The sequence below is a fragment of the Streptomyces sp. P9(2023) genome, assembly GCF_032436795.1.
Classification (GTDB): Bacteria; Actinomycetota; Actinomycetes; order Streptomycetales; family Streptomycetaceae; genus Streptomyces.
In genome coordinates this window covers 1-238 of record NZ_JAUPWM010000825.1, presented here as the reverse complement: position 1 = coordinate 238, position 238 = coordinate 1, and the positions used below count along the sequence as shown (strand labels likewise).

The window sequence follows — 238 nt, the reverse complement described above, 5'->3', positions numbered from 1 at the left end:
CAAACACCCAATTGCCTCCAGTACTTTGGAAGAACTGTCCCTGCGCTAACAACAATGATTTGCTGTTGTCTGAAAGCGTTAGCTTGGTTTGCATAGACAAACCTCTTCTCAAATTGTCGGGTGCTTTGCCATCAAATACCATTTCTACCTGAAACTGACCGGCTGTTACCTCTGGTATAACCTTGTTTACTTTTAATTTGTAGGTTTGTCCGTCAAACTCGCAATGTGCGCTTTGTCC

Annotated in this window: 1 protein-coding gene; it reads right to left on the bottom strand. The window is 43.3% G+C overall.

The genetic code is table 11. The features are described 5' to 3' along the window. Positions 1 to 238: hypothetical protein (locus tag Q5762_RS39590; RefSeq protein WP_315897161.1), on the bottom strand; the 238-nt coding region annotated here is incomplete at both ends.